This is a genomic window from Actinomadura atramentaria DSM 43919 (genome assembly GCF_000381885.1).
GTDB lineage: Bacteria > Actinomycetota > Actinomycetes > Streptosporangiales > Streptosporangiaceae > Spirillospora > Spirillospora atramentaria.
This window is the reverse complement of record NZ_KB907223.1, coordinates 81,227-99,818: the sequence shown is the minus strand read 5'-3', so window position 1 is coordinate 99,818 and position 18,592 is coordinate 81,227. Positions and strand designations below refer to the sequence as shown.

The window sequence follows — 18,592 nt, the reverse complement described above, 5'->3', positions numbered from 1 at the left end:
ATCCCGGACGGTCGGACGCCGGTCCCCCGCCGGTCAGGCCCCCGGCCGGGCGTAGCAGGACTTCATCGGGGAGCCGACGGCCAGCGCGGTGACCTTCACCCGCTGCACCGTCGTGACCGGCGCGGCGAAGGAGAAGGTGTGCGGGACGCCCTTGAGCACCGTGTCCTGCTTGGCCTGCGGCTCGCCGGCGGTCAGCGTGAGCTGGACGGCGACGGCGGAGCTGTTCTGCAGCGTCACGACGACGTCCACGCCGCCCGAGGCGGACGGACGGTAGATCGCGGTGGACTGGTCGCACAGGTCGGCGCTCGTCCCGCCGCCGGTCTGCGTCGGGTCCGGCATGGTGCCGCCGACGCCGCCGGTGCCGGGGGGCGCGGCGGTGTTCTGGCTCGTGCCCGGCGACGGCTGGGTCGGCTGCTGCTGGATCGGGTTGTTCGGGTCCGCGCCCGGGTAGCCGGGGGCGGTGGTCGCCGCGGCCTGCCCCGGGCCGGGCGTCGCGGCGGCGCGGCGGGCGCCGCCGTCCCGGTTCAGGACGGGGAGCAGCAGCACCGCGACCGCGGCGGCCACCAGCAGCAGCGCGCCGCCGTAGCCCGCGACGCGCCACCACGGCGACCGGGGCGGGCGCGCGGCGCGGCCCGGCCGCCGCGCCGGGCGCGCGGGCCGGGCGGGCCGGTCCCGCCCGCTGAGCTTCCTGGGCACTGGGCAGTTTCTCCCAATTCGTAACGATTGATCGCCGAGGCTACCAAGCGCGGCGGGGCCGCCGGGCCGGATCGCCCCGGCGGCCCCGCCGCTGCTCCGGTCAGACCTGCGCGTGGCTCTCGATCGCCGCCACGATCTCCTCGACGGCGTCCGGCAGCGCGACGCCGTTCTTCTGCGAGCCGTCCCGGTACCGGAACGACACCGCGTCCTTGGCGACGTCCTCGTCGCCCGCCAGCAGCATGTACGGCACCTTCTGCTTCTGCGCGTTGCGGATCTTCTTCTGCATCCGGTCGGCGGAGGTGTCCACCTCCACCCGGACGCCGCGCTCGCGCAGCATCGCCGCCAGCTTGTCCAGGTGCGGGACGTGCGCGTCGCCGATCGGGATGCCGACCGCCTGCACCGGCGCCAGCCACGGCGGCATCGCGCCCGCGTAGTGCTCCAGCAGCACGCCGAAGAACCGCTCGATCGACCCGAACAGCGCCCGGTGCAGCATGACCGGCCGCTTGCGGGTGCCGTCGGCCGCCTGGTACTCCAGCCCGAACCGCTCCGGCTGGTTCGGGTCGACCTGGATGGTGGAGAGCTGCCAGGTGCGGCCGATCGCGTCGCGCGCCTGGACGGAGATCTTCGGGCCGTAGAACGCCGCGCCGCCCGGGTCGGGGACCAGCTCCAGGCCGGTGTCCTCGGCGGCCTCGCGCAGCGCGGCGGTGGCCTTCTCCCACATCTCGTCCGAGCCGATGAACTTCGGGGAGTCGTCGCGGGTGGACAGCTCCAGGTAGAAGTCGTCGAGCCCGTAGTCGCGCAGCAGGTCCAGGACGAAGGTCAGCAGCCGCTTGATCTCGCCGCCCAGGTCCTCTTCGGTGGTGTAGATGTGCGAGTCGTCCTGGGTCATCCCGCGCACGCGGGTGAGGCCGTGGACGACGCCGGACTTCTCGAACCGGTACACCGACCCGAACTCGAACAGCCGCAGCGGCAGCTCCCGGTAGGACCGCCCGCGCGCCCGGTAGATCAGGTTGTGCATCGGGCAGTTCATCGGCTTGAGGTAGTAGTCGGCGCCGTCCACCTCCATCGCCGGGAACATGTCCTCCTTGTAGTTCTGGAGGTGCCCGGAGGTCTCGAACAGGTGGCCCTTGCTGATGTGGGGGGTGTTGACGAACTCGTACCCCTCCTCCTCGTGGCGGCGCCGCGAGTAGTCCTCCATCACCTTGCGGACGATGCCGCCCTTGGGGTGGAACACCGCCAGGCCGCTGCCGATCTCGTTGGGGAACGAGAACAGGTCCAGCTCCGCGCCGAGCCGCCGGTGGTCGCGCTTCTCGGCCTCCTCCAGGAACCTCAGGTACTCGTCCTGCTTCTCCCGGGACTCCCACGCAGTGCCGTAGATGCGCTGGAGCTGCGGGTTCTTCTCGCTGCCGCGCCAGTACGCGCCGCCGGAGCGCATCAGCTTGAACGCCGGGATCACCCGGGTGGTGGGCAGGTGCGGGCCGCGGCAGAGGTCCTTCCAGCACAGCTCGCCGGTCTTGGCGTCCACGTTGTCGTAGATGGTCAGCTCCGCGCCGCCCACCTCGACGTCCGCGCCCTCGCCCGCCTCGGCCGCGCCGCCCTTGAGGCCGATCAGCTCCAGCTTGTAGGGCTCGTCGGCCAGCTCGGCGCGGGCGTCGTCGTCGGCGACGACGCGGCGGGAGAACCGCTGGCCCTGCTTGACGATCTCGCGCATGCGCTTCTCGACGCGCTTGAGGTCGTCGGGGGTGAACGGCTCGGCGACGTCGAAGTCGTAGTAGAACCCGTTCTCGACGGGCGGGCCGATGCCCAGCTTGGCCTCGGGGAACAGCTCCTGCACCGCCTGCGCCATCACGTGCGCCGCCGAGTGCCGCATGATGGCGCGGCCGTCGTCCGAGCCGATCTCGACGGGCTCGACCTCGTCGCCGTCGGCGAGCCGGTACGCCAGGTCGCGCAGCTCGCCGCCGACGCGGGCGGCGACGACGGTGCGGCCCACCCCGTCGAGCACGGCTTCCAGCGCCTCGCCGGCGGTCGCGCTGGCGGGCACCGCCCGCTCGCTCCCGTCGAGGGTGATGCGCAGCTCAGACACGGTGGACACGGGTTCTCCTCGGGCTGGTCCGGTTGAGTGTGCGGACGATGCTATCGACTTGCGCGCCGGGGCTCCGGGCGAGTCGGGGGTTGCTGCGGGCGGTCCCGCCATGACGGCGTCCTCCTGCCGGACGGGCGGGCGGGACCGGCGGAGAGGTCCCGGAACGGCGAGGGGCCCCGGGATCTCTCCCGGGGCCCCACCGCGCGATGTTCTAGGACATGCGGCCGATGCGCCGGGACGGACCCGGCGTCGTCGTCTCGAACGCGGCGCGCATCATGCCGCCATCGTAACTCAGGTCGCGCGGCCGTGCGGATGGTGCTTCTCGCCGCCGTGGACGTGGTGGTGCGGGTCGGCCAGCTCGTCCATGTCCTCCAGCTCCATGCCGCGCGTCTCCGGCACGGCCCGGAACACGAAGATCAGCGCGAGCACGGAGAACGCGGTGTAGACGCCGTAGGCGAGGCTCAGCGAGACGCCCGACAGGCCGGGGAACGAGGTCGTGATCACCCAGTTGGCGATCCACTGCACGGCGGCGGACACCGCCAGCGCCGACGCCCGGATGAAGTTGTTGAACATCTCCCCGAGCATCACCCAGACGACCGGCCCCCACGTCGCCGCGAAGGAGAAGACGTACAGGTTCGCCGCGACGAGCGCGACCGGCCCGGCCGCGCCCTCCAGCGCGGGCTTGCCGTCCACGACGGTCGCGGTGGAGAAGCACGCGGTCAGGACGCCGAGCGTGACGACCATGCCCGCCGCGCCCATGAGCAGCAGCGGGCGGCGGCCGATGCGGTCGATGAGCAGGATCGCCACGACCGTCCCGACGACGTTGACGATCGAGTTGATCACCGAGGTGAGCATCGCGTCGTTCTCGCTGAAGCCCACCGCCTGCCACAGCGTCGAGGAGTAGTAGAAGATCACGTTGATGCCGACGAGCTGCTGGAACGCCGACAGCAGCAGGCCGACCCACACGATCGGCAGCAGCCCGAACCGGGGGCCGCGCAGGTCGTGCAGGCGGACCGGCCGGTCGCTGGCGATCGAGTCGTGGATCTCGTCGATCTTCGCGCCGATCTCGCGGCCGTCCATCAGCCGGGACAGGACGCCGCGCGCCTGCGCGGTCCGGCCCTTCTTGACGAGGTAGCGCGGCGATTCGGGGATCACCAGCGCGATGGCGCCGTAGATCGCGGCGGGGACGGCGGCGCTGACGAACATCCAGCGCCAGGCCGTCCCGCCCCACGGGAAGTGCCCGGCCGCGCCGCCGTCGGAGACCTGGGCGATGATGTAGTCCACGACGAGCGCGGCGAAGATCCCGAGGACGATCGCCATCTGCTGGAGCGAGCCGAGGCGCCCGCGCAGCCGGGCGGGGGCGATCTCGGCGATGTAGGCGGGCGCGATCACCGACGCCGCGCCGATCGCGAGGCCGCCGAGGATGCGCCAGACCGTCAGGTCGACGGCGCTGAACGCCAGCGCCGACCCGGCCGAGCTGATGACGAACAGCGCGGACGCGATGAGCATGACGCGCACCCGTCCGATGCGGTCGGAGATCGGCCCGGCGAACCACGCGCCGACGGCGCAGCCGAGCAGCGCGGCGGCGACGACGAAGCCGGTGACGACCGAGCCGAGGTGGTACTGGCCCTTGATCGCGTCCACGGCCCCGTTGATGACCGAGGAGTCGTAGCCGAACAGGAAGCCGCCGAGCGCGGCCGCGCCCGCCAGCAGGATCGCCGTCCCGGTCGGGTGGGCGGGGGCGTCGCCGCCCGCTCCGTCCGGCCGCGTGCCGCCGTCGTCGCCGTCTGTCACCATACGGGCGATCTTCCCGCTGTGGCGTGCGTTATGCGGCGGGCGGCGTCTTCGCAGGTCAGCGTGGTCGGTGGTCGTCCCTTCGGCGCGGTTCGGGCGCAAAGCCGAGCTGCTACTCAAGACGGGGCCTCGATCTCCCTCCGGAGGGGCACGCGCCCGCCGCGGGCGACCGCCTAAGCTCGCCGCGATGAGCGACTCCCCTACCGCCCTGTCCCCCGCCCGCCTGCGGCGCGGCGTCCGGGCGGCCCTGTCCCCGCGGGCGGCGGGCGGCGACCCGCCCGGCGCGGGCCTGCCCGCCGCGCGGTTCCTGCGCGTCCCGGCGGCGGTCCTCGTCGGGCTCGTCGCGCTCGGCTGCACCGGCGGGACCATCGCGATCCCGCTCCAGGTCTTCCACCCGCCGCCCGCCGCGACGCTCGCGTGGCTGCTCGGCATCGCGCAGGTCCTCCCGCTGGCGTTCGCGCCGTTCCGGCCGCTGCCCGCGTGGCGGGTGAGCGCCGCCGGGTTCCTCGCGGGCGGCGTCCTGCTGCACGGGCGCTACTTCTGGCCGTGGCCGGTGCCGGGCGGGATCGCGTTCCTGCTGCTGCTGTACTTCGTCGCGGTGTCCGCCGCGCGCGAGTCGCGGCGGGAGACGCTGATCGGCGTCGGCGCGCTGACCATCGGGGGCGTCATCGTCCCGACGTCGCTGCTCGGGATGCCCGGCTGGTTCGCGGTGCTGCTGTCGCTGCTCGTCACGGCCGTCCTGGTGTTCGGCGACGCGGTCGGCGGGCGGACGTCCGCGGAGCGCGAACTGGCCCGGCAGGCCGAGGTCCACCGCGCCGACCTCGCACGGCGCGCCGTGCTGGAGGAGCGCGCCCGCATCGCGCGGGAGCTGCACGACGTCGTCGCGCACCACATGTCGGTCATCGCGATGCAGGCCGAGGCCGCCCCGTACAAGATCGACGGGCTGCCGGAGGAAGCGCGGCGGACGTTCGGGATCGTCCGCGACGCCGCCCGCGAGGCGCTGACCGAGACGCGGCGCGTCGTCGGGCTGCTGCGCGCCGAGGACGAGGACGCCGAGCGGTCCCCGCAGCCCGGCCTCGCCCGGCTGGACGACCTCGCCGCCGCCGCGCGCCGCGCCGGGCTGACCGTCGCGGTGTCGGTCACCGGGGTGCCGCGGCCGCTCGACGCGGGCGTGGACCTGTCGGCGTACCGGATCGTGCAGGAGTCGCTGAGCAACGCCGCCCGGTACGCGCCGGGCGGGCGGGCCTCCGCCGAGCTGCGGTACGGGCGCGACGCGCTGACCGTCGCGGTCCGCGACGAGGGGGCGGCCGGGCCCGCGCCGTCGTCGCGCGCGGGCGGCGGGCACGGGCTCGTCGGGATGCGCGAGCGCGTCGCGATGCTCGGCGGGACGTTCGCCGCCGGGCCCGCCGAGACCGGCGGCTGGTCCGTCACGGCCGTCCTGCCGTACGGAGGCGGCTAGGGTTCATCCGTGACGATTCGGGTGCTCATCGCCGACGACCAGGAAATGATCCGGGACGGGCTGGCCGCGCTGCTGTCCTCGGACGCGGAGATCGAGGTGGTCGGGCAGGCCGGGGACGGGCGGGAGGCCGTGGAGCTGGCGCGCCGCCTCGACCCGGACGTCGTCGTGATGGACATCCGGATGCCCGAGATGGACGGGCTCGCCGCCACGGCCGAGCTGCACCGCGACACCCCGGCGGACGCCGCCGACGCCCGGCCCAAGGTGCTCGTGCTGACGACGTTCGACCTGGACGAGTACGTCTACGAGGCGCTGGCGGCCGGGGCCAGCGGGTTCCTGCTGAAGGACGCGTCCGCCGCCGACCTGATCCGCGGGGTGCGGATCGTCGCCGCCGGGGACGCGCTGCTCGCCCCGTCCATCACGCGGCGGCTCATCGGGGACTTCGCGCGGCGCCGCCGCCACCAGCGGCCGAGTCCCGCGGCGACGGCCGCGCTGACGCCGCGCGAGACCGACGTCCTGCGGCTCCTCGCGCGGGGGCTGTCCAACGCCGAGATCGCCGCCGAGCTGGTGCTCGCGGAGCAGACGATCAAGACGCACGTGGGGCACGTCCTGACCAAGCTCGCGCTGCGCGACCGCACGCAGGCCGTCGTGTTCGCGTACGAGAACGGCTTCGCCGGGTAGCGGGTCAGCGCGCCGGGTCGAGGACGAGCTTGCCGAGGGTGCGGCGGGAGCGCAGATCCTCGTGGGCGCGGCGGGCCTCGGCCAGGCCGTACTCACCGCCCGCGATGACGCGCAACTTGCCGTCCAGGACCAGGCCGAACAGCTCGTCCAGGGCCGTGCGCATCACGTCGCCGGGGAGCTGGAAGACGTGCGCGAGCCACATGCCCGCAATCGTCGTCGAGTGCGCCATCAGGGACGCGGGCTGCACCGGCTGCGGCGGCGTCCGCGACGCCATGCCGTAGAACGCCAGCCGCCCGAACGGCGCGAGCGCCCGCAGGCTCTGGTCGGTGACGGCGCCGCCCGTCATCTCCAGGACGGTGTCGACGCGGCGGCCCTCGTTGGCCTCGACCAGCGCGGCCTTGAGGTCCGGTTCGGCGGGGTCGATCGCGACGTCCGCGCCCAGCTCCAGCGCCAGCTCGCGCTTCTCCGGGCTCGACGCGGTCGCGATGACGCGGCCCGCGCCCCACGCCTTCGCGAGCTGCACCGCGAGCGTGCCGACGCCCCCGGCCGCCGCGTGGACGACCACCGACTCGCCCGGCGCGAGATGCACGCTGCGGCGCAGCAGCAGCCACGCCGACGCGCCCTGCACGACGAGCCCGAGCGCGGACACGTCGTCCACGCCGTCCGGCACGTCCCACGCGGTCGCGGCCGGGGCGACGGCCTTCTCCGCGTATCCCCCGGACCCGAGCAGCGCCACCACCCGCCGCCCGTCCGCCGTGCGCCCCACGGCCTCCGCCCCCGGCACCAGCGGCAGCGACGCCTTCGCCAGATAGCTGTTCTCGGCCTGGTGCGTGTCGGCGTAGTTGATCCCCGCCCGCGACACGTCCAGCAGCAGCTCACCCTCCCCAGCGACGGGATCGGGGAGGTCGGTGACGGCCAGCACTTCCGGACCGCCGAACTGGGTGATCTGAACAGCACGCATCCCGCTGTTCTATCAACCCCCACCGACACCCCCGCCGCCGCGGTCGGATCACCGCCTCGCGCGGACCGGTGAGCCACCCAACGCGCACAGCACGGCCTCCCCGCGCACGGCCGGGCGCATACAGCGCCGATGATGCACCAAGCGCGTGAGCGGCGCGGCCCTCCGCGCACGGCCGCGAGCCGCCAGGCGAGCGGCCGGGCGCTCGTGTTCTCACCTGGGGCCGGGGACTCCCCGGAACTTGAACGGGCCGGGCTCGCGGCCGGGGACCACGAACCACGCCTCCCCCGTGCCCTCGGTGTTGAGGATGCCGAAGAACGCGTCCACCACGTCGCTCACGTCGAGGATCGGGAAGTTCGTCGCTTCGAGGTGGGACTTCAGGGGGATGAGGATGTCGGTGTCCGCGAAGGACGGGCAGAGGGCGTTGACGCGGATGTTCTCGTTCGCGTACGCCGGGCCGAGGGAGCGGACGAGCCCGACGACGGCCGTCTTGTTGGCCCCGTAGACGGGGTCGAAGGGCGCGGGCGTGAGGCCGGCCATGCTCGCGGTGGCGATGATGTCGCCGCCGCCGCGGGCGCGCAGGGCGGGGAGGGCCGCGTGGATTCCGTAGACGACGCCGTCGAGGTTGACGCCCATCGCGCGCCGGTACGCGACGGGGTCGAAGTCGTCGCCGAGGCCGTGCCCGGAGGCGATCCCGGCGTTGAGGAACGCGAGGTCGAGCCCGCCGAAGCGGTCGAGCGCGGTGGCGACGGCGGCGGCGCTGTCGCCGGGTTCGCGGACGTCGCAGGGGACGAACGCGGCGTCGAGTTCGGCGGCGAGGGCGGCCCCGCGTTCGGCGTCGACGTCCGCGAGGACGAGCCGCGCGCCGGAACCGGCGAGGGCGCGGGCGACGGCGGCGCCGATGCCGCCCGCGCCTCCGGTGATCAGGGCGACCTTGTCCGTCGCGTCGTAACCGGCCGTCATGGACCCTCCTCCACAAGTAACTGACTCGTCAGTTACTATACCGGCATGGACTTCGCACCGAGCGAGCGCGCCCAGGAGTACCTGGAGCGCCTGCAGACCTTCATGACCGAGCACGTCTACCCCGCCGAGCCGGTCTACGCCGCCCAGCGCCGGGAGCTGACGGCCGCCGGACGCCCGCACGAACTCCCGGCGATCGTGGAGGAGCTGAAGGCCGAGGCGCGCGGGCGCGGCCTGTGGAACCTGTTCCTCCCGCACAGCGAGGACCCGGCGCACGGGCTGAGCGTCACCGACTACGCCGCGCTGGCGGAGGTCACCGGCCGCTCCCCCGTCATCGCGCCGGAGGCGCTGAACTGCTCCGCGCCCGACACGGGCAACATGGAGGTGCTGGACCTGTTCGGCACGCCCGAGCAGAAGGAGCGCTGGCTGAAGCCGCTGCTGGACGGCGAGATCCGGTCCGGGTTCGCGATGACGGAGCCGGACGTGGCCAGCTCCGACGCCCGCAACATCTCCACCAGCATCGTCCGCGACGGCGACCACTACATCGTCAACGGGCGCAAGTGGTGGATCACCGGCACCGCCGACCCGCGCTGCAAGGTCCTCATCGTCATGGGCAAGACGGACCCGGACGGCCACCCGTACCGCCAGCAGTCGATGGTGCTCGTGCCGGTGGACACGCCCGGCGTGGAGATCGTCCGGGCGCTCCCGGTGTTCGGCTACGAGGACCAGGAGGGCCACTGCGAGATCCGGTTCACCGACGTCCGGGTGCCGGTGGAGAACCTGATCGGCGAGGAGGGCGGCGGTTTCGCCATCGCGCAGGCGCGGCTCGGGCCGGGCCGCATCCACCACTGCATGCGCGCGATCGGGATGGCCGAGCGGGCGCTGGAGATGATGTGCGAGCGCGCGCTGGCGCGGGTGGCGTTCGGCAAGCCGCTCGCCGCGCAGGGCGTCGTCCGGCAGCAGATCGCCGAGTCGCGGATGGCGATCGAGCAGGCCCGCCTGCTGACGCTCAAGACCGCGTGGCTCATCGACAACCACGGCGTGAAGGCCGCCCGCTCGGAGGTCGCGGCGATCAAGGTGATCGCGCCGCGCGTCGCGCTGCAGGTGCTGGACACCGCGATCCAGATCCACGGCGCGGGCGGGGTGTCCGACGACTTCCCGCTGGCGGCGATGTGGGCGGGCGCCCGCACGCTGCGGCTGGCCGACGGGCCGGACGAGGTCCACGTCCGGTCGGTCGCGCGCGCCGAACTGGCCAAGTACACCGGCTGATGGCCGGGACGACGGGGGACGACGCGGGCGTGCGGCGGCGGATGCCGCACGCCCTGCGCCGCGAGCAGTTGCTGCGCGCGGCGCTCGGGGAGTTCGGGCGGCGCGGCTACCACGAGACGCAGATGGAGCACGTCGCGGCCGCCGCGCGGGTGTCCAAGGCGCTGCTCTACCAGCACTTCTCCGCGAAGGACGAGCTGTTCGCGGCGGTGTCGGCGGAGGTCGTCGCGGGCCTGACCGCGCGGCTGAACGCGGCGGTGCTGGCCGAGCAGGACTCGGCGGCGGGGATCGCGGCGATGGTCCGCGTCCTGTACGACTACGCGACCGACGAGCCGGACGCGTGGAACCTGCTCGTCCGCCACATCGACAAGCCGGAGGTCGGCCCGGAGCTGCGGGAACTGCGGGACCGGCTCGGGGAGGCGTTCGCGGCGCTGCTGCTGCGCCGCCGCCGCGCGGACCCGACGCTGTCCCCGGCGGCGCTGGCCGTCAACGAGCGGCGGGCGCGGCTGCTGGTGCCGCTGATGTACGGCTCGATGCTGTCGTCGGTGTCGTGGTGGCTGGAGCATCCGGACACGCCGCGCGAGGAGGCCGAGGCGATGGCGATGGACTTCGTCTGGCTCGGCCTGGACCGGCTGCGCTCGGGCGAGCGGACGGATCTGCGCGCCCGCTGACGCCCGAGCGCCGCCGGTGTCACTGCGCGGCGACGGGTCCGCGCGCGACGGTCGGGACGGTCACCGACGCGTCGGTCACCTCGGCCCACCCGATGGCCTTCTGCCCGGTGAACAGGGCGGTCCCGGGCGTGATCTGGAGGGCGAGGCGGCTGCCCGGAGCGATCTTCCAGGAGACCGCCTCCAGGTCGCGGGAGAGCGTGCGCGCCTTCCCGTCCAGGACGATCGGCAGCGGCGTGGCCTGGTTGCCGACGACGAGCCCGGTGTCCTGGTCGACGAGCTGCGCGTACAGCGCGGTGTGGTCGTTGACCGCGTTGCCCTTGTAGGACAGCTTCACGTGCGGGACGCCGAGCGCCTGCGCGTCCTTCTTCGGCGCGGGGATCGGGATCGTCAGCGCGTTCCCGGCGGGCGCGGCGGCGACCTGCGAGCCGGACGAGTCGAGCGGGTTGACGAACAGCCAGCCCTTGCCCCTGCCGGTGAGGGCGCCGGTCGCGGCGGGCGGGTAGGCGGGCGCGGAGCGGTACACGCCGTCCTGGTCGACGTACTCGAAGCCGGGGCCGGTGGCGGTCGCGGCCTTCTTCTTCAGGTACTTGTCGAACCAGGCGAGCGTGAGGTCGGTGAGGTGGCTCTGCGGGCCGGGCTTCGTGCTGCACTCGCCGTGGCCGCCGCAGAACCAGACCATCTTGACCGGCGTGCCGTTGGCCTTGATCTGCCGGTAGAAGCCGATGCCCTCGCGGAGCGTGAAGAGGGTGTCGACGGTGCCCTGGAGGACGAGCGTCGGGGCCTTGATCTTCTTGACGAGGTCGCCCGCGCCCGCGCCCTCGAACCAGGTGGCCGTCCTGTCCGACAGGACGCCCGTCAGCAGGCCCTCCCCGCAGCCCCGCACGACCGGCCCGGCGACCTTGTTGCCGTTGAGCAGGCCGCCCGCGCACAGCAGCAGGCCCCAGCCCGCCTTGAACACGTCGTCGGGGTACAGGCTGCGGCGGACGTTGGTGAACGCGATCGTCGGGACGATGGCGTCCACGCGCCGGTCGAGGCCGGCCGCGACGAGCTGGATGCCGCCGCCGTAGCTGCCGCCCGCCATGCCGAGGCGCGGGTCGCCCGCGCCGTCGAGCTGGGCCTCGGGCTGCTTCGCCGTCCAGTCGATGAGCTTCACGGCGTCGCGGCCCTCGATCTCGGGGCGGTCCACGTTGGCCTCGCCGCCGGAGCCGAAGCCGCGCGCGTTCCACGTCACGACGTTGTAGCCCGCGCCGGTCAGCGCGGCGAGGTCGCCGGTGGCGACGTCGGTGGCGGCGCGACCGCCCCAGCCGTGGCCGAGCAGGACGGTGGGGGCCTTCGCGCCCGCCGCGAGGCCGCGCGCCGGGAAGAAGTAGGTGACGATCTTCGTCCCGTCGTAGGACTCGACCTCGGCGGTGCGGCCCCCGGCGGGGGCGTCGGCGTGCGCGGGGACGGCGGCGAGGGGCGCGGCGAGCAGCCCGGCCGCGACCGCGGCGGGCAGGACGTGGCGGCGTGGCACTGGGGGCTCCGGGGGGTGGGGTCGGTAATAAGCACCTGATTTTTATCACCGGCGGCGATCCCGATCCAGGCCGGGCCCCGCGCGGCTCCGCGAACCCGCAGGTCGCGCGGGCTACGCTCGGTCGCCGTGACCGAGCATCCCGGGGAGGGCGCGGACGCCTACTCCGCGATGGAGGCCGCGCTGCGCGGCGGGCACGAGCCCGGCGTCGGCGCGGACGCCTACGCGACCCTCGACCTCGCGCTGCGCGTCGGGGAGCTGATGCTCGCGGGCGGCGAGACCGCCGAGGCCGTCGACCTGGCGATGCGCCGCCTCACCCGCGCCTACGGGCTCCCGCACACCGAGATCGACGTGACGCTCGCGGCGGTCGCGCTGTCCTACCGGCCGCGCGGCGGCCGCCCGCCGGTCACCGCCGAGCGGCGGGTGCGGCGGCGGCTGCCCGACTACGGGCGGCTGCTGGCCGTCCACGAGCTGGTGGAGGCCGCCGCCGCGCGGGCGCTGCCGCTCGCCGCGGCCCGGTTCGCGCTCGGCGACGTCATCGGGCGGCCCGCCGGGTACCCGGGCTGGGCGCTGGCCGGGGCGCTGTCGCTGCTCGGCGCGGCGGGCGCGGCGCTGGTCGGCGGCGGCGCGGTCGCGATGGCCGCCGCGTTCGTCGCGACGCTGCTCGGCGACCGGACCGGGGCGTGGCTCGGGCGGCGCGGCGTCGCGGACTTCTTCCAGGCCGCCGTCGCCGCCGCGATCGGGACGCTGGTGTCGGTCGCGCTGGTGTGGTCGGGCGCGGGCGTGCGGCCCGAGGGCGTCATCGTCGGCGTCGTCATCGCGCACATCCCCGGCCGCGCGCTGGTGGTGTCGATGCAGGACGGCATCGCGGGCGACCTGGTGACGGGCACGACGCGGCTGGTGGAGGTGCTGTTCACCATCACCGCGATCCTCAGCGGCATCGGCGGCGTGGTGTACGCGGCGGCGCGGTTCGGCGCGCCCGTCTCGCTCGGGGACCTGCCGCGGGCGCCGTCCAGCCTGGCCCTCCCCCAGACGCTCGGCGCGGCGCTCATCGCGGCGGCGTTCGCCGTCTACCACCTGGTGCCGCGCCGGTACCTGCCGGTCGCGGCGGCGGGCGGCGTCCTCGTCTGGTGGACGTACGCGGAGCTGCGGCACCTCGACCTGCCCGCCGCGCCCGCGACGGCGGTGGCGGCGACGCTCGTCGGCGTCGCGGGGACGGCGCTGGCGCGGCGGCGCGGGATCCCCGCGCTCGTCCTGGTGACGCCGTGCATCGCGCCGCTGATGCCCGGCTCGCTGATGTACCGGGGGATGCTCCAGCTCACGACGGGGTCCGCGCCGCGCGGCGTGCTGATCCTCGTCGAGGCGATGGCGACGGCGCTGGCGATCGGCGCGGGCGTGTACGTCGGCGCGGAGCTGCTGCGGCTGGTGCGGCCCGCGCGGCGGGTGCTGCGGCCCCGGCGGGCGCGCGCCTGACCCCCGGAGCGGGGCCGCTACCAGATCGTGACCGGGCCGGGCCGGTGCGTCTCCGGGCCGGTGACCTGGCACGGAGCGGCGCGCCGCCAGCCGCGCCGGGCCGGGCGGGCCGCGAACGTCGCAGGTCGACCCCGGAATGAGCCCGATCGCCGTTACCATTCCCGAAGTGTCAAGATCCTGTTGGCATGATCTGTACCGGAACGGCGTGAAATGGATGACCTCGATCTGCGGCCCCGGCTGCCCGGCAACCTGCCGCAGCTCTTCGCCGACGGCGCCGCGGGCCGGGTCCTTCAGACGCCGCTCCCCCCGGGCGACGTCGTGTGGCCCGATCCCGGCTATCCGCAGCGCCAGCTCCAGCTCCGCCCCGCGTTCTGGGTGAGCGACGAGCCCGTCGGCGGCGAGGTCTGGGCGCGGTTGCGCGCCGAGCACGAGCGGTCCGGGCTGTGGCCGCTGCTGCTGGACGAGTCCGACCAGCCGTGGGCGGCGGGGCAGGTCGCCCCCGAGCCCGTCGAGGACGTCGGCAACTACGCCCCCATCGCGTTCATGTCCGAGGTGTGGAGCGACTGGGCCGAGCAGGCCACCCAGGAGGACGTCGACGACCTCGCGCCGTTCGGCCTCGACTGTCCCGGGCCCGCGCCGCGCGGCTCGGCGATGGACGACCCCGGCGCGGTCGCCGACCGGCACGCCCGCGCGCTCGCCGGGCGCGGGCTGTCGCTCGGGCTCGTCGCCGTCGAGCGGGGCGCGGACGCGCTGACCGCCGTCGGCTGGCAGGGCGCGCTCAACCACAACGAGTGGACCGCGCCGCTGTCGGCCGTCGTGCGGAGCTGGGAGGAGCGGTTCGGGGCGCGGGTCGTCGGGATGGGGTTCAACACGCTGGAGCTGAGCGTGGCGGGGCCGCCGGTGACGTCGCGGCACGCGCTGCAGGTCGCGGCGGAGCACTGGGCGTTCTGCCCGGACATCCTGTTCCAGGGGCCGGGGACCCTCGCCGGGTACGCGGAGGAGATCCGCGGGAAGACGTGGTGGTCGTTCTGGTGGGACTGACCGCCTAGTCGGCCGGGCCGGAGGCGAGCATCCGCAGGGCGAGGTGGGCGCAGAGGGCGCCGATCTCGTCGGGGGTGCGCGGGCCGTCCGGGCGGTACCAGCGGCAGACGTCGATGGCCAGGGACGCCAGCGCACGGCTCGTGCCGGGGACGTCCGCGACGTCGAAGACGCCCGCCGCCGCCCCGGCCTGGACCTCGTCGTGCAGCAGCGCGCGGACGCGGCGGCGCAGCGCGGCGATCTCAACCGCGTGCGGGGGCTCCAGCGCGCCCAGCTCGTTCTGGATGACGCGCGCGGCGCGGTGGTGGCGGGCGTGCCAGCGCGCGAACGCGTACATCAGCGCGCGGACGCGCTCGGGGCGGCCGTCCACGCCGTCCAGCGCGTCCTCCAGCGCGGCGAGCACCGAGGCGTGGACGCGTTCGGCGATGCGGAACAGCAGGTCGGCCTTGGTCCGGTAGTGGACGTACAGGGCGCCCGCGCTCATTCCGGCCGCCGCCGCGATGTGCCGCGTGGACGTGCCGTGGTAGCCGAGTTCGGCGAAGGAGTCCACGGCGGCGGCGAGCATGCGCCGCGACGCCTCGGGGGTCACGGCGGCCCACATCTCGTCCTCGGGAGTCACGGGCCGATTCTAAGCGAGCGCTCAGTACACTGGCGGCGCATCACTACGAACCGGGAGGTACCCGCCCATGCGCCGCACCGTCTTCGAGGCCGACCACGAACTGTTCCGCGAGTCCGTGCGCGAGTTCGTCGAGCGCACGCTGCTCCCTCTGGACGAGAACATCCGCGCTGAGCGAATGCTCAGGCGCGAGGTGTGGCTGGAGGCGGGCCGCCAGGGGTTCCTCGGCATGCAGGTCCCCGAGGAGTACGGCGGGCAGGCGGCGGGCGACTTCCGCTACAACGCGGTCGTGGGCGAGGAGCTGGCGCGCGTCGCGGTGGCGTACAACTCGATCGTCAGCATTCACACCGACATCTGCGCGCCTTATCTCCTGGAACTCGCGACCGACGAGGCGAAGGCGAAATGGCTTCCGGGCTTCTGCTCCGGCGAGCTGATCACCGCGATCGGCATGACCGAGCCGGGCGGCGGCTCCGACCTCGCGGCGCTGAAGACGACCGCCGTCCGCGACGGCGACGCGTGGGTCGTCAACGGCTCGAAGACGTTCATCACGAACGGCGGGCACGCCGATCTGGTCATCGTCGCGGCCAAGACCACCCCGGAACGCGGCGCGAAGGGGATCACGCTCTTCGGCGTCGAGGCGGACACGCCCGGTTTCACGCGCGGCACGAAACTCGACAAGGTGGGGCAGCCGGAGGCGGACACGTCCGAGCTGTTCTTCGAGAACGTCCGCGTCCCCGACTCCCACGTCATCGGCGAACTGGACCGGGGCTTCATCCACATGATGGAGCGGCTGCCGCAGGAGCGCCTTTCCTGCGCCATCGCCAACGTCGCCCACGCGCGCGGCGTCCTGGACGAGACGATCGCCTACGTCAAGGAGCGCCGCGCCTTCGGCCAGGCGATCGGCAACTTCCAGCACAACAAGTTCCTCGTCGCCGAACTCATCACCAAGCTCGACGTCGCCCAGGCGTTCGTCGACCAGTGCCTCGCCGCCCACGTCACCGGCGACCTCGACTCGGTCGACGCCTCGAAGGCCAAATGGTGGACCTCCGATGTCCAGAACCAGGTCATCGACGCCTGCGTCCAGCTCTTCGGCGGCTACGGCTACATGCGCGAATACCGCGTCGCCCGAGCCTGGATGGACGCCCGCGTAACCCGGATCTGGGCCGGCTCCAACGAGATCATGAAAGAAATCATCGGCCGCTCCGCTGGCTTGTAGCCTGACCAGCGGCAACGGCTGACGAGATGTCAGCCAGATTGTGAGCCCAAGCCCAGGAAATACCCTGGGTAGCGAAATCGCCGCCGTCCGACCTGGTCACAGCAGCACGCCGCAGTCCCGCCGCGACCGTGGCGGGACTAGTGTCCCGGATCAGAAACAGCGCCGTCCGCGTGCGACGGCGGTCGGTGGCCGAGGAGCCGCGCGAGACTGGCGCGCAACTCGCCCGCGGCCTCTTCGTCGGTCGTGCGCCCCGCGGCGACCTCCTCGCCGGCGGCGTGCCCCAGCGCGATGACCGCCGTGACCAGCCACGCGTCGGAGAGGCCGCCGTCGAACTCCCCGTTCCGGCGGCCGCGCCCGATCACCCGCGCGATGCGGTCGGCGACCGGCGCGTGCAGCTCGTGCTCGACCGGCGCGGTGCGCGGAACCGCGTTCGCCGCCTGGAGCAAAAGCCGATGCTCCCGCGCCGTCCGGACGGAGGCGTCCAGGAGACGCCACAGCGCCTCCGCGGCCGGTCCCTCGTCCGGACGCGCGGCGTCCATCGCCGCGACGGCCTGCCGGGTGACGTCGTCCAGTACGGCCGCCAGCAGCAGCCGCCGCGACGGGAAATGCGCGTAGACCGTCTGCCGCGTCACCTGCGCGGCGACGGCGACGGCCTCCATGCCGGCCTCCGGATCGGTGTTCAGCACGCGCACCGCGGCCGCCAGGATGGCGGCGCGGCTGCGGCGCGCGTCGGCGCGTCGGCGGTGCTCTCCGGACGTACTCATCTCTTACATCTTGTCAGAACTGCCGCGCCTCGATAATTTACAGCGTGTAAGAGTTCTGACGACTCCCGGAGGGAAGACCATGCCTTCACTGAACGGCGCTGATCCCGGGCAGTTCCTCGCCGACTTCCTCACCTCGTTCACCCGCGACCTGCTCACCGGTGACGAGTCCGCGGAAACGGTCGTCGACCGGTACCACGCCCCGGACGTCGTCCAGATCGCCGACGGGCACCGGATCGACCGGGCCGGGCTCATCGCGCACACCCGGCCGGTGCGCAAGAACCGTCCCGAGAGCCGCGTCGAGGTCCACGAGGCGCTGGCGGACGGCGACCGCGTCGCCGCGCGGTACACGCTCCACGTCCGGCAGCGCGGCAAGGACCTCGCCATCGAGGTGCATTACTTCGGCCGGTTCACCGCGGACGGGCGCCTGCGCGAAGCGCACATGGCCACCCGCACCCTGCCGACGGCCGAGGACAACGCCGACGCCGGGACGAGCGGCGACGAGTGACACGGCTCGGGCCCAGGGTCTGCCTCAAAGTGCCTCAGCCCCAGCGCGGGTGCGTCAACTGGCCGGTGAAGCGAAGCCGGAGGCGAGCTTCACCGGCCAGATCGCGAAGCGATGCGGCGCTCGCACAGGGCCGTGGGCCGGGACTTCGAAACACCGCCTGGTCGTCAGATGACGGGCGGGCGTCCGAGGCGGATCATGCGCCATACGGTGCGCCGGCGGCGCGCAGTTCGGGCGGTCGAGAACCATCGCCGCCGCTTTCCTGGCGTTGCTGGACGCGAGATTATGTGGAAAGGGGCCAGGAAGGCATTCACCTGAACAGGGCGCAGGAGTGGGAGATACTTCCGCGCGAGTCGGCTGGGCACCCGGACGCCAACCCCGTTCGACGGAACGCAGCAGTCCGGCGGTAAGGTCTCACGCGGAATCTGCGGGCGGAGTGCGAGGGGCGAGGGCGGGAAGTGACCACAGCTCCGAACACGTGGGTCCGGGTTCCCGTGGGAGAAGGCTCGGACTCTTGGTCCACGTTCGGCCGGACGCGCAAGGTCCTCGCGGTCGCGCACTCGGTGACGAGCATCGCCCGCCTGCTGGACGTCCTGACGGTGTTCGAGAACGACACGCGCGTCCACGTGCTGTTCACGCGCATAGCGGCTTCGGCGTTCGACGACGGAGTGGCGGACGCCCTCACCGAACTGGGCGCGCGCACCCTTCCCTGGAAGCAGGCGGTGAGCACGCGTTTCGACCTGGCCATCGCCGCGAGCCACAGCGGCGATTTGCACGAGATCACCGCACCCATTGTCCTCATGCCGCACGGAATCGGCTACAATAAATATTTGAGAACAGAGAACAGAGAACAGAGAACAGAGAACAGAGAACAGAGAACAGAGAACAGAGAACAGAGAACAGAGAAC

At 73.5% G+C, this 18,592-nt stretch carries 16 protein-coding genes and 1 pseudogene; 9 read left to right on the top strand and 8 right to left on the bottom strand.

Annotated features, from left to right (window positions below; translation table 11 throughout):
* Nucleotides 1-33: 33 nt before the first annotated feature.
* The 3 genes from G339_RS0128410 to G339_RS0128400 form a co-directional block, all read right to left on the bottom strand.
* Nucleotides 34-696 (bottom strand): hypothetical protein, encoded by a 663-nt coding sequence (locus tag G339_RS0128410; RefSeq protein WP_019634458.1) that lies wholly within the window; start codon nucleotides 694-696, stop codon nucleotides 34-36.
* A gap of 100 nt (nucleotides 697-796) precedes the next feature.
* Nucleotides 797-2,788, bottom strand: coding sequence for a threonine--tRNA ligase (gene thrS / locus G339_RS0128405; RefSeq protein WP_019634457.1), 1,992 nt, complete (start codon nucleotides 2,786-2,788; stop codon nucleotides 797-799).
* Nucleotides 2,789-3,070: 282 nt separating this feature from the next.
* Complete coding sequence (locus tag G339_RS0128400) at nucleotides 3,071-4,576, bottom strand: sugar porter family MFS transporter (RefSeq protein ID WP_019634456.1); 1,506 nt, start codon at nucleotides 4,574-4,576, stop codon at nucleotides 3,071-3,073.
* A gap of 184 nt (nucleotides 4,577-4,760) precedes the next feature.
* Between G339_RS0128400 and G339_RS0128395 the strand changes: the two genes are divergently transcribed.
* Complete coding sequence (locus tag G339_RS0128395; protein WP_019634455.1) at nucleotides 4,761-6,032, top strand: sensor histidine kinase; 1,272 nt, start codon at nucleotides 4,761-4,763, stop codon at nucleotides 6,030-6,032.
* A gap of 9 nt (nucleotides 6,033-6,041) precedes the next feature.
* Nucleotides 6,042-6,710 (top strand): response regulator, encoded by a 669-nt coding sequence (locus G339_RS0128390; RefSeq protein WP_026341855.1) that lies wholly within the window; start codon nucleotides 6,042-6,044, stop codon nucleotides 6,708-6,710.
* A gap of 4 nt (nucleotides 6,711-6,714) precedes the next feature.
* Here the strand turns inward: G339_RS0128390 and G339_RS0128385 are convergent, their stop codons facing one another.
* Nucleotides 6,715-7,671: a quinone oxidoreductase family protein gene (locus tag G339_RS0128385; protein WP_026341854.1), complete on the bottom strand. Its 957-nt coding sequence runs from the start codon at nucleotides 7,669-7,671 to the stop codon at nucleotides 6,715-6,717.
* 210 nt (nucleotides 7,672-7,881) lie between these two features.
* Entirely contained in the window at nucleotides 7,882-8,631 is a 750-nt protein-coding gene (locus G339_RS0128380; protein ID WP_019634452.1) for an SDR family NAD(P)-dependent oxidoreductase, read from the bottom strand.
* 45 nt (nucleotides 8,632-8,676) lie between these two features.
* On the opposite strand from G339_RS0128380, the gene G339_RS0128375 reads away from it, so the two are divergent.
* Nucleotides 8,677-9,897 (top strand): acyl-CoA dehydrogenase family protein, encoded by a 1,221-nt coding sequence (locus tag G339_RS0128375; RefSeq protein ID WP_019634451.1) that lies wholly within the window; start codon nucleotides 8,677-8,679, stop codon nucleotides 9,895-9,897.
* Nucleotides 9,897-10,565 (top strand): TetR/AcrR family transcriptional regulator, encoded by a 669-nt coding sequence (locus tag G339_RS0128370; RefSeq protein ID WP_019634450.1) that lies wholly within the window; start codon nucleotides 9,897-9,899, stop codon nucleotides 10,563-10,565. The genes G339_RS0128375 and G339_RS0128370 overlap by 1 nt, the downstream gene beginning before the upstream one ends.
* Nucleotides 10,566-10,584: 19 nt before the next feature.
* On the opposite strand, the gene G339_RS0128365 is transcribed toward G339_RS0128370, so the two are convergent.
* Nucleotides 10,585-12,078, bottom strand: coding sequence for a CocE/NonD family hydrolase (locus tag G339_RS0128365; protein ID WP_019634449.1), 1,494 nt, complete (start codon nucleotides 12,076-12,078; stop codon nucleotides 10,585-10,587).
* Between the two features lie 126 nt (nucleotides 12,079-12,204).
* Here G339_RS0128365 and G339_RS0128360 point away from each other — a divergent pair, with 126 nt between their 5' ends.
* Both G339_RS0128360 and G339_RS0128355 read left to right on the top strand, forming a co-directional pair.
* Nucleotides 12,205-13,548 (top strand): threonine/serine exporter family protein, encoded by a 1,344-nt coding sequence (locus G339_RS0128360; RefSeq protein WP_019634448.1) that lies wholly within the window; start codon nucleotides 12,205-12,207, stop codon nucleotides 13,546-13,548.
* A 210-nt stretch (nucleotides 13,549-13,758) separates the two neighbouring features.
* Nucleotides 13,759-14,589, top strand: a complete 831-nt coding sequence (locus G339_RS0128355) for a DUF4253 domain-containing protein (protein ID WP_019634447.1) — start codon at nucleotides 13,759-13,761, stop codon at nucleotides 14,587-14,589.
* 4 nt (nucleotides 14,590-14,593) lie between these two features.
* Here the strand turns inward: G339_RS0128355 and G339_RS0128350 are convergent, their stop codons facing one another.
* Nucleotides 14,594-15,205: a TetR/AcrR family transcriptional regulator gene (locus tag G339_RS0128350; protein WP_026341853.1), complete on the bottom strand. Its 612-nt coding sequence runs from the start codon at nucleotides 15,203-15,205 to the stop codon at nucleotides 14,594-14,596.
* A gap of 67 nt (nucleotides 15,206-15,272) precedes the next feature.
* Here G339_RS0128350 and G339_RS0128345 point away from each other — a divergent pair, with 67 nt between their 5' ends.
* On the top strand, nucleotides 15,273-16,418 hold the full coding sequence (locus G339_RS0128345; RefSeq protein WP_019634445.1) for an acyl-CoA dehydrogenase family protein: 1,146 nt from the start codon (nucleotides 15,273-15,275) through the stop codon (nucleotides 16,416-16,418).
* 137 nt (nucleotides 16,419-16,555) lie between these two features.
* Here the strand turns inward: G339_RS0128345 and G339_RS0128340 are convergent, their stop codons facing one another.
* Entirely contained in the window at nucleotides 16,556-17,182 is a 627-nt protein-coding gene (locus G339_RS0128340) for a TetR/AcrR family transcriptional regulator (protein ID WP_019634444.1), read from the bottom strand.
* Nucleotides 17,183-17,261: 79 nt separating this feature from the next.
* Between G339_RS0128340 and G339_RS0128335 the strand changes: the two genes are divergently transcribed.
* Together G339_RS0128335 and G339_RS41225 are read left to right on the top strand one after the other, a co-directional pair.
* Complete coding sequence (locus G339_RS0128335) at nucleotides 17,262-17,687, top strand: nuclear transport factor 2 family protein (RefSeq protein WP_019634443.1); 426 nt, start codon at nucleotides 17,262-17,264, stop codon at nucleotides 17,685-17,687.
* Nucleotides 17,688-18,178: 491 nt separating this feature from the next.
* A pseudogene (locus G339_RS41225) lies at nucleotides 18,179-18,592 on the top strand (hypothetical protein); the annotation flags it as partial.